Source organism: Microbacterium sp. CPCC 204701 (assembly GCF_004010105.1).
Taxonomy (GTDB): Bacteria; Actinomycetota; Actinomycetes; order Actinomycetales; family Microbacteriaceae; genus Microbacterium.
The window spans coordinates 1-9102 of the sequence record NZ_RRYE01000093.1 but is presented as its reverse complement, the minus strand read 5'-3'; the positions used below and the strand labels follow the sequence as shown (position 1 = coordinate 9102).

Here is a 9102-nt window from a genome sequence, read left to right as displayed (position 1 = left end):
CACGCCGTCGCGACCGCGACGGCGATCGTGGCCGCGGCGCTCGCGAGGAGGCCGACGCGGGCCCACGCGCGCCGGCGCAGAAGTCGCGTCGACGAGAGCGCGCGGCGATCGGGCATGGGCTCGGTCCTCCGCGGATTCGTCTGACAGTGACGTGGGTCCTGCAAACCTAGCCGAATCGGCGGCTCCGGTCCCGCGCGGGCGCGCATGCGCAGAGGGATGCCGCGAGCCGACGGCGGGTGCGAGACTGGGGCCATGACGCTCCACATCACGGGCGACGCCGCCGCCGATCGCCTCCTGACCGACGACCCGCTCGCGCTGCTGATCGGCATGCTGCTGGACCAGCAGGTGGCGATGGAGACGGCCTTCGCCGGGCCGCTCAAGATCTCGGAGCGCGCCGGAACCCTGGATGCCGCCGCCATCGCGACCTTCGACCCCGACGCGTTCGTCGAGCTCTTCAAGGCGACGCCCGCCGTGCACCGGTTCCCCGGATCGATGGCGGCCCGCGTGCAGGCGCTGTGCGCCGCGGTGGACCAGGACTGGGGCGGGAGCGCGGCCGCCATCTGGACCACCCCGGTCGCCGAGCATGCCGAAGCACCCGACGGCGCCACGGTGCTGAAGCGACTGAAGGCGCTGCCGGGCTTCGGCGAGCAGAAGGCGAAGATCTTCCTGGCCCTGCTCGGCAAGCAGTACGGCTTCACGGGCGACGGCTGGCGCGAGGCATCCGCCCCCTACGGCGAGGACGACTCGTTCCGCAGCGTCGCCGACATCGTCTCGCCCGAGTCGCTCACCAAGGTGCGCGAGCACAAGCGCGCGTTGAAGGCAGCCGCGAAGGAGAAGACCGGATGAAGAGGACAGGTGGCAGCGTGGGCGCCTTCGTGGCGGGCGTGACGCCCGAGAAGCGCCGGCGGGATGCCGAGACCATGGTGACGCTGATGTCGGAGGTCACCGGGCGCGAACCCGAGCTGTGGGGCACGATCATCGGCTTCGGGTCATGCCACTACCGCTATCCGACGGGCACTCAGGGCGATTCGCCGATCGCGGGGTTCGCACCGCGCAAGCAGGCGACGACGGTGTACCTGCTCGGCACCGACTCGCACGCCGAACAGCTCGCGAAGCTCGGCCCCCACGAGACCGGCGTCGGCTGCCTGTACATCGAAGACCTCGAATCGGTCGACTCCGACGTGCTGCGCGAGATCATCGCGGAAGACTACCGGCGAGTGCTCGCGGACGACACCGAGGGCGTGACCTTCACGATCACCGACTGACGCCCCGCGCCTTGACCGACACACCCGTCCGCGCAGGGTTCCTCGCTCAGGCGCCGCTCGGCGACGGCGCCACCGCGACCTTCACCCGCGTGCGGTACACCCCTGGAACCTGACGGAGCTTCGCTGAGCACACCCCGGCGCTGTCCACAGCCGGCGCCGACCCGTACGCGCCGACGGCACCCGCCGATAAGGTGAGGAAACCCCCACCCCTCGCCGTGGAGACAACTCATGCTGCCGTTCCTGATCGTCGGAGGCGTCGGCCTCGCCGTGCTCCTCCTCTCGCTCATCGTGGGCGACATCTTCGACCACTTCGAGATCGGCGACGGCGCCATCTCGGGAACCGCGCTGGGCATCGCCGCCGTCGTGTTCGGGGCATCCGGCGCCCTCACCTACACGTCGAACCTCGACCCGGTGTGGGCGTACGTCCTCGCGGCGGTGCTCGCGATCCTGGCCTACCTCGTCTCGGTGCTTTTGGTGAAGCGGCTGACCAAGAGCTCGGACGGCGTGCCCACGTCGGCCCTGGGGCTCTCGGGCGTCACGCGCTCCACCATCTCGCCCGCCGGCGGCGAGGTCAGCCTCGACGGACCCCACGAGGTCGAACGCCGGCTCGCGTACAGCGACGAGACCATCGCCGAGGGCGTCCGCATCCGCGTCGTCGAGCACTCCGGCACCCGCGTCAAGGTCGTCGCCGAGTAGCAGTCACCCCGCCGCCGGGCGCGACGCCCGGCTGCGGCATCCGTCAAGAAAGGTCGTCCATGACGAACGAACTCATCCAGGTCATCGCCGTGATCGCGCTCATCGTCGCGGTGCTCGGCCTCATCACCTTCATCGCGCGGCGCATCCGGCGCGTGCCGCCGAACGAGGCGCTCGTCATCGTCGGCCGCGGCGCGGGCAGGCCGTCGGGCGATGAGATCGGCACAGGCCAGCGCGTTGTGATCGGCGGTCGCACGTTCGTGTGGCCGATCCTGCAGCAGGGCTTCTCGATCTCGCTGGAGCAGCGCCAGATCGGCATCACGGTCGAGGGCGTCGACAAGCACCGCATCAAGATCGCGATCAAGGCGTCGATCAACTTCAAGGTGTCGGGCACGGAGGACGGCGTGCGGCGCGCGGCGCAGCGCTTCCTCTCGCAGCAGGACCTGCTCACCGAGATCATCAAGGAGTCGCTCGAGGGTTCGCTCCGGTCGATCGTCGGCGACATGACCATCGAGCAGATCATCTCCGACCGCAAGAGCCTGTCGGATCGCGTCGTCGCCGAGACCAAGGCCGACCTGGTCGAGCAGGGCCTTCAGGTCGACCTGCTCAACATCAGCGACATCTCGACTCCCGGCAGCGACTACCTTGCGAACCTCGGCCGCGCCGAGGCGGCCCGCGCCCGTCAGGTCGCCGAGATCAGCGAGGCCGAGGCGTCCCGTGCCAGCGAGTTCGCTCGCATCGAGGCGGCCGAGCAGATCGCCGAGCGCCAGAAGGCCCTCGCTCTCAAGCAGGCGACGATCAAGGCCGAGACCGATCGCGCCAACGCCGAGGCCGAGGCCGCGGGCCAGCTCGCGAAGGCCGAGCAGGACAAGGCCGTCGCGCTCCTCGAGCGTGACGCGCTGTCGGAGCAGGCGAACGTCACGCAGGAGCGCCTCGACATCGACATCCGCAAGCCCGCCGAGGCCGAGGCCTACGCCGAGGTGCAGCGCGCGAACGCGCAGCGCGACGCTGCGAACGCCGCGACCGAGGCCGACGCCTACAAGAGGACGAAGATCGCCGAGGCGAACAAGGTGGCCGCCGTGCAGGACGCCGAGGCCGCCGCCACCGCGGTGCGCGTGTCGGGTGAGGCCGAGCGCGACAAGCAGGTCGCTCTCGCCGCGGGCATCAAGGCCGAGGGTGAGGCGCGTGCCTCGGCGATCCAGGCCGAGGGCCTCGCCGAGGCCGCGTCGACCGACGCCAAGGCACTCGCGCTCCAGAAGTACGGAGAGGCCGCCCTCGCGCAGGAGATCATCTCGCGCCTGCCCGACATCGTCCGCGCCGCAGCCGAGCCCATCGCATCGATCGACAAGCTCACCGTGGTGTCGACCGACGGCGCATCCGAGATGACCAAGACCGTCGGCCGGGTGCTCAGCGAGGGCACCGACGTGGTCAAGGGCCTCACGGGCCTCGACATCAGCACGCTGCTGCAGGCCTACGCGCTCAAGACCGCCGGCGCCGACGCCCTCGCCGCGGTCGACGGATCCAAGACGGTCGCGAAGAACGCCGCGAAGGCCACCGACGCTGCGGCAGTGGTGGGCAGCGCAGGCTGAGACCCCTTTCCGGCAGACGGATGCCGCGCCGCAGGTCCGCGGCGCGGCATCCGTCGTGCCGCGGAAGCGCGCATCGCCCTACGGTGGACGCATGACCACCGCACCCGTTCGCCGGGCGTCCGCGGACGACGCCGGCGTCGTCGCTCAGCTTCTTCACGACTTCAACACCGAGTTCGATTCCGAGACGCCGGGACCCGCGGTCCTTCGCGAGCGGCTCACGCGGCTGCTCGCGGGACCTGCGACGTTCGCGCTGCTCGGCGGGGAGCCGCCTGCCGGGCTCGCCCTCGTGACCCTGAGACCCAACGTCTGGTACCCCGGCGCCGTCGCCCTGCTCGACGAACTGTACGTCGCCCCCGGGTCTCGCGGCTCCGGCATCGGCGGCGCGATCGTCGATCGGCTCGTCGAGGAGTGCGGCGAGTCCGGTGTCTCGGCGATCGAGGTCAATGTGGACGAGGGCGACGTCGACGCCCTGCGCTTCTACGACAGGCACGGCTTCCACCTGGTGCAGCCCGACACCGGCGAGCGGGCGTTCTACCTCTCGCGGGAGCTCGGCTAGCGTCCCGGAATTCGGAGGACGGATGCCGCGCCGCGTGGTCGCGGCGCGGCATCCGTCGCCTCGTCAGAGTGAAAGGCCGTGGCCGAAGCGGAACAGCGGGTCGGCCGTGTCGAACGGCACGTCGGGACGGGATGCCTCGACCGCCGACATCGACCGCGGGATGTCGAACGGCAGCCGCCCCTTGGCCTCAGCCGTGCCGGTCAGCACATCGAGCAGGGCCGCAGGGCTCGCCCCCCAGTTCGCGACGACCGCATGGGCAGCAGCGACGATCGGCTCGAGGATCGCGGGCCGATCGAGGAACACGTCGACGACGGTCGGCACGACCGCTGAGACCTCCCGCACGTGCGCGACGACGTCGGCCGGGAACTCGAGCGAACCGGCGTGGAAGAACGACTCGAAGCCCTCCCCGCGCTGCTCGAACGGGGCCTGCAGGCGGATCACCGCGATGTCGGCTTCGGCCGGTGTGGAGACGACCGCGCCGTACGCCGCCGCGGCCTCGGCGGTGATGCCTTCGACGTAGAGCTTCACGCCTGCGGTGAACGGCAGCACGGGCCGCGGTGCTTCGGCGGTCTGCGCGGCCGGGCCGCCCGCCGCACGGTTGGCCAGGATCGTGATCGCGGCACGCTGCGCGGCCTCGCCGGCGGCGCGGAACTCCGTCGAGCCGACGATCGCGTCGGCGGCGTCGGCGTCGACGTACGGGTGGTCGAACAGACCGAGTGCGAACTTCTCGCGCAGCAGTCGGCGAGCCGAGACGTCGAGGCGCTCCTGCGCGATGCGGCCGTCCTCGACCAGCGCGACGAGCAGTTCAGGGCACGCCTCGCCCCCGAACTGGTCGGCACCCGCGTCGAGGATCTTGATGATGCGCGCCTCGCGCGACAGGTGCTCGACACCCCACGCACGGGCGGGGAACGGCTGACCCATGATCTCGGCATCCGTCACCAGACCCCAGTCGGTGCACACGATGCCGTCGAACCCATAGCGCTCGCGCAGGAGCCCCGTGAGCACGGACTTGTTGAAGCCGAAGCCGACCTCCTCGTATTCGGTGCCGACCGGCATGCCGTAGTAGGGCATCACCTGGCGGACGCCCGCCTCGAACGCGGCCTCGAACGGCTTCAGATGCAGCTCGAACTGCCCGCCCGGGTAGACCTGCTCGCGGCCGTAGGCGAAGTGCGGGTCTTCGCCGTCCTGCTGCGGACCGCCCCCCGGGAAGTGCTTGACCATGGCAGAGACGGCGCCGGGTCCGAACGAGCCGCCGTTCTGGAAACCGCGGATGTACGCGGCGCCGAGCTCGCCCGACAGCTCGGGGTCCTCGCCGAACGTCTGCAGTGCGCGCGACCAGCGCGGCTCGGTCGCCAGGTCGACCTGAGGGTGCAGGGCGACGCGGATGCCGACGGCGGTGTACTCCTGTCGCGCGATGTCGCCGAACCGCTCCACGAGCGCGGCATCGCGCGTCGCGGCGAGACCCAGCGCATCGGGCCACTGCGAGAACGGCCCCGCGAGCATCGCCGCGCCGGGATTCTCGGTGAACGAGTGGCGCGGATCGGTCGAGATCGTCACGGGGATGCCGAGACGGGTGGATGCCGCCAGCTCCTGCATCCGGTTGTGCCAGCGCGCGATCGCGCCCGCGGTCGGTGCCACGCCGAGCAGGTTGAAGTGGTTCATCCGCTTGCCGAGGACGTAGTCGCGGTTCGCCGGCAGGCCGAACACCGGGTCGGCATCGGCGAGCTCGCCGTCCGGCCCCATCGTGATCATCGCCTGGAAGAACAGGCCCGCCTTCTCGTCCAGAGTCATCTCGGCGAGAAGGAGCTCCACCCGCTCGTCGACAGGCAGGCTCGCGTCGAGCCACGGCCGGTCGGACGCCGGGTGCTCGGTCGGGGTCAGGGTCGCGGCATCCGTCATCACTTCACTCCCTTGATGCGGTAGACGAGCACGGCGCCGGCGAGGGCGACGAGCGCGCCGAAGAGGTAGTAGGTGGTGTAGCCGCCGAGGGCCGTGGTGGCGCCGAACGCGATGATCGCGGGGGCGATCGCGGGGGCGATCGACTGGGGCAGGGCGTTGGCGATGTTGAGCACGCCCAGGTCCTTCGCGGTGTCGTCGGGGTTGGGCAGCACCTGGGTCGCGAGCGCCAGGTCGACAGACATGAAGGACCCCGCGCCGAAGCCGATGATCGCCTGCGCGACGACGAGCGTCGTGATGTCGGGCGCGAACGCGAGCAGCACCAGTCCCGCGACCATGATGACGCCCGCGACGGCCACGAACGGGCGGCGCTTGCCGATCCGGTCCGAGAGGATGCCGCCGATCGGAGCCGAGATCATCATCGCGGCCATCGATGCCAGGTTTGCGACCAGGATCGTGGTGATCGCGCCCTGCTCGTCGAGGTGGAACTTCTCGGTGAGGTAGAAGGGCAGGAACGTCGCGATCCCGGCGTAGCCGAACATCACCATGAACTTCGTCAGCCACGTCCAGCCGAAGTCGGGGTGCTTCACCGGGTTGAAGACGAACGAGCCGAAGAACTGGCCGGCGGTGAACCGCTGGGCCGGCTTCTGCTCGAGGCGACGGTCCTTGAGCACGAGGACGAACAGCACCGAGAGCATGGCCGCGATGGCTGCCGGAACGACGAAGCGCGCGAAGTCGTCGGAGAGGAACGTCACCAGGAAGTTGCCACCCAGGATGCCGAGGGGCGTGGTGATGCCGATGACTCCCGAGACCTTGCCGCGGCTGACGGCGGGCACCTGGTCGGGGAGCGTCGCGTTCGCCGCGGCGAGCACCGCGTTCATCGAGGCCTGCACGATGCACCACCCCACGAGCACCACCCACACCGATCCGGCGGAGCCGATGAGGGCGAAGGCGCCGAGGCCGACGATGCTGCCGCCGAGGATCCACGGGCGCCGCATGCCCCACCGCGACGTGGTGCGGTCCGAGAGCCGGCCGGCGAGCGGATTCGCGATGAGGGCGAACAAGGCGCCGACGCCGAGGACGAGCCCCAGGCTCCCCGTCGCCTGCTCGGGGGTCGGCGAGATGTGCTGGATCTTGAAGGCCATCGACACCATGACGGGCGTCAGCAGCGCCAGGTAGACGCCGAAGTTCACGGCGGCGAGGCCGGGCGTGTAGCCGCGGGGCGCCTTGGCGGGCGTCGTGCCCGGAGCCTTGAAGCCGGTGGTGCCGACGGCCGCTGCCGTTGCGGCGGGAGACATCTCTGTCATCGCGAAGTCCTTTCTCAGCGGTGAGATCCCTCGGCCGCGAGGCGATCCCTCCGGCACGATACATGAATCTCGACCATTTGGTAACTGAAATACGACCGGATGGTATCCCGGGTTCTCTAGGATGAGTTGCGAAGCGGAGGAGGAGCACGCAGTGATGACGACGGCGCCGGGAACGCTGCGCGCCGCGCGCACCGAGCGCACGCGCACCGCGATCATCGCTGCGGCGCACGAAGGCTTCGTCGCGCGCGGGTACCGGGCCACGTCACTGCGCGACATCGCCGCGGCTGCCGGGATCAGCCACCCCGGCCTCCTCCGCCACTTCGCGACGAAGGACGAGCTGCTCGCCGCGGTGGTGGACTCGTTCGAGAAGGAGAACGAGCGCCTCCTGCTCGACCGGCTCGCGGCCGACGAGCCGGGAACACTCGGTTACAGCGAGGTCGCGCGGCACAACGAGACCGTCCCCGGATACCTCGCGCTCTTCGCGGCGCTCACGGGCGAGGGGTCCACCCCCGCTCATCCCGCGCACGACCTCATGCGCGACCGCTATGCACGGCTCCGAGCGCTCTCGGCCGACGCGATCGAGGAGTCGATCGCGCACGACGCGGTCGCGCAGGATCGTGTTCCCGCCGGCGAGGCCGTGCGGCTGGCGGCGGCGTGGGACGGGCTCCAGCTGCTCGCGCAGTACCTGCCGGAGCGCGTCGATGTCGTCGCTGCGCTCCGAGCGCACGAGCAGGCCCTGGCCCTGCCCGTCGGTTGGCGGGATCCCGGCGACCCGGGTCGTGCCGCCGACGCGTCACCGGTGCCTCCGATGCCCTCGTTCGCGATTCCTTCCCCTGCCGGCGCCGGCGGCGATGTCGGCTATCGAGTCGGGCGGGAGCGGCGCGCGCTGATCCTCGAGGGGGCCAGCAGCCTCTTCGCGCAGGAGGGGTATGGCGACACGAGCCTGCGAGACATCGCAGAGTGCGTCGGCGTCTCGAAGTCGACCCTGCTGCACTACTACGGCTCGAAGGAAGAGCTCCTGAGCGCCGTGCTCAGCGAACGCGACCGGCGCATCGAGACCCGGGAGTCCTACGTGCGTGCCGAGCGCGCGGCCGACGAGCTGCGCGGGCTCCCCCTCGGCGCCTCCGACAACGCCCGCACTGCGCCCGGTCTCATCGAGGTGTACGCGGTGCTCTCGTGCGAGGCGGTGCCCGCCGACCACCCGGCGCACGCCTACTTCGAGCGCCGCTTCCGAGGAGTGATCGACCATTTCGCGGCGCTGTTCCGCGCCGCCCGAAAGGACGGCGACCTGCCGTCGCACCGGGAACCCGAGTCCGAGGCCGTATGGCTCGTCGCCCTGTGGGACGGCTTGCAGTACCAGTGGCTCTACGACCGCGACGCGGTGGATGTCGCCGCCGAGCTCACCGCACACCTCGACGACGTGATGCCCCGCGATTGATCGCGGGCGGATCAAGCGGAGGCGGTCAGGCTGCGGTGGTTACGACCTCGAGCACGGCCTGGCCGTATGCCTCGCGCTTCTTCGCACCGATACCCGAGACGCCGTCGAGATCGGCGAGGCTCGAGGGGCGCCGCTGGGCGAGCGCCCGCAGCGTCGCGTCGCCGAAGACGATGTAGGCGGGAACCCCGAGCTCTTTCGCGACACCGGCGCGCCATGCGCGGAGCGCCTCGAAGAGCGCGACGTCGCCCGGGGCCAGATCGTCGGGTGCGGTGGTCTTGCGCACGCGCGCGGCCCCGCCGGCACGCCCGAGCACATCGCGGCGCAGCGGCACCGGGGCCTCACCGCGCAGCACCGCGGC

10 protein-coding genes are annotated in these 9102 nt (G+C 70.8%); 7 read left to right on the top strand and 3 right to left on the bottom strand.

Going from position 1 to position 9102, the window contains the following annotated elements:
- Positions 1–252: 252 nt before the first annotated feature.
- The 6 genes from EIO58_RS07935 to EIO58_RS07915 all read left to right on the top strand — a co-directional run bounded on the left by EIO58_RS07935 (position 253) and on the right by EIO58_RS07915 (position 4103).
- The gene (locus tag EIO58_RS07935) at positions 253–846 is read left to right on the top strand and encodes an HhH-GPD-type base excision DNA repair protein (protein WP_127819075.1); all 594 of its coding nucleotides are present in this window, start codon (positions 253–255) and stop codon (positions 844–846) included.
- Positions 843–1265: a DUF1801 domain-containing protein gene (locus EIO58_RS07930; RefSeq protein WP_127819074.1), complete on the top strand. Its 423-nt coding sequence runs from the start codon at positions 843–845 to the stop codon at positions 1263–1265. Before EIO58_RS07935 ends, EIO58_RS07930 begins: the two co-directional genes overlap by 4 nt.
- 11 nt (positions 1266–1276) lie before the next feature.
- A complete protein-coding gene (locus EIO58_RS19305) occupies positions 1277–1378 on the top strand; it encodes a DUF1349 domain-containing protein (RefSeq protein WP_164861585.1) in 102 nt (33 codons plus the stop codon).
- A gap of 115 nt (positions 1379–1493) precedes the next feature.
- Positions 1494–1961 (top strand): NfeD family protein, encoded by a 468-nt coding sequence (locus EIO58_RS07925; RefSeq protein ID WP_127819073.1) that lies wholly within the window; start codon positions 1494–1496, stop codon positions 1959–1961.
- A 59-nt stretch (positions 1962–2020) separates the two neighbouring features.
- Complete coding sequence (locus tag EIO58_RS07920) at positions 2021–3547, top strand: flotillin family protein (protein WP_127819072.1); 1527 nt, start codon at positions 2021–2023, stop codon at positions 3545–3547.
- A 91-nt stretch (positions 3548–3638) separates the two neighbouring features.
- A complete protein-coding gene (locus tag EIO58_RS07915) occupies positions 3639–4103 on the top strand; it encodes a GNAT family N-acetyltransferase (RefSeq protein ID WP_127819071.1) in 465 nt (154 codons plus the stop codon).
- 63 nt (positions 4104–4166) lie between these two features.
- Here the strand turns inward: EIO58_RS07915 and EIO58_RS07910 are convergent, their stop codons facing one another.
- Both EIO58_RS07910 and EIO58_RS07905 read right to left on the bottom strand, forming a co-directional pair.
- A complete protein-coding gene (locus tag EIO58_RS07910; RefSeq protein WP_127819070.1) occupies positions 4167–6002 on the bottom strand; it encodes a glycoside hydrolase family 3 protein in 1836 nt (611 codons plus the stop codon).
- On the bottom strand, positions 6002–7306 hold the full coding sequence (locus EIO58_RS07905) for an MFS transporter (RefSeq protein WP_127819069.1): 1305 nt from the start codon (positions 7304–7306) through the stop codon (positions 6002–6004). Before EIO58_RS07905 ends, EIO58_RS07910 begins: the two co-directional genes overlap by 1 nt.
- A 154-nt stretch (positions 7307–7460) precedes the next feature.
- Between EIO58_RS07905 and EIO58_RS07900 the strand changes: the two genes are divergently transcribed.
- A complete protein-coding gene (locus EIO58_RS07900) occupies positions 7461–8744 on the top strand; it encodes a TetR/AcrR family transcriptional regulator (RefSeq protein WP_127819076.1) in 1284 nt (427 codons plus the stop codon).
- Positions 8745–8769: 25 nt separating this feature from the next.
- On the opposite strand, the gene EIO58_RS07895 is transcribed toward EIO58_RS07900, so the two are convergent.
- A partial coding sequence (locus EIO58_RS07895; protein WP_205789177.1) for an HRDC domain-containing protein occupies positions 8770–9102 on the bottom strand: 333 nt, incomplete at its 5' end.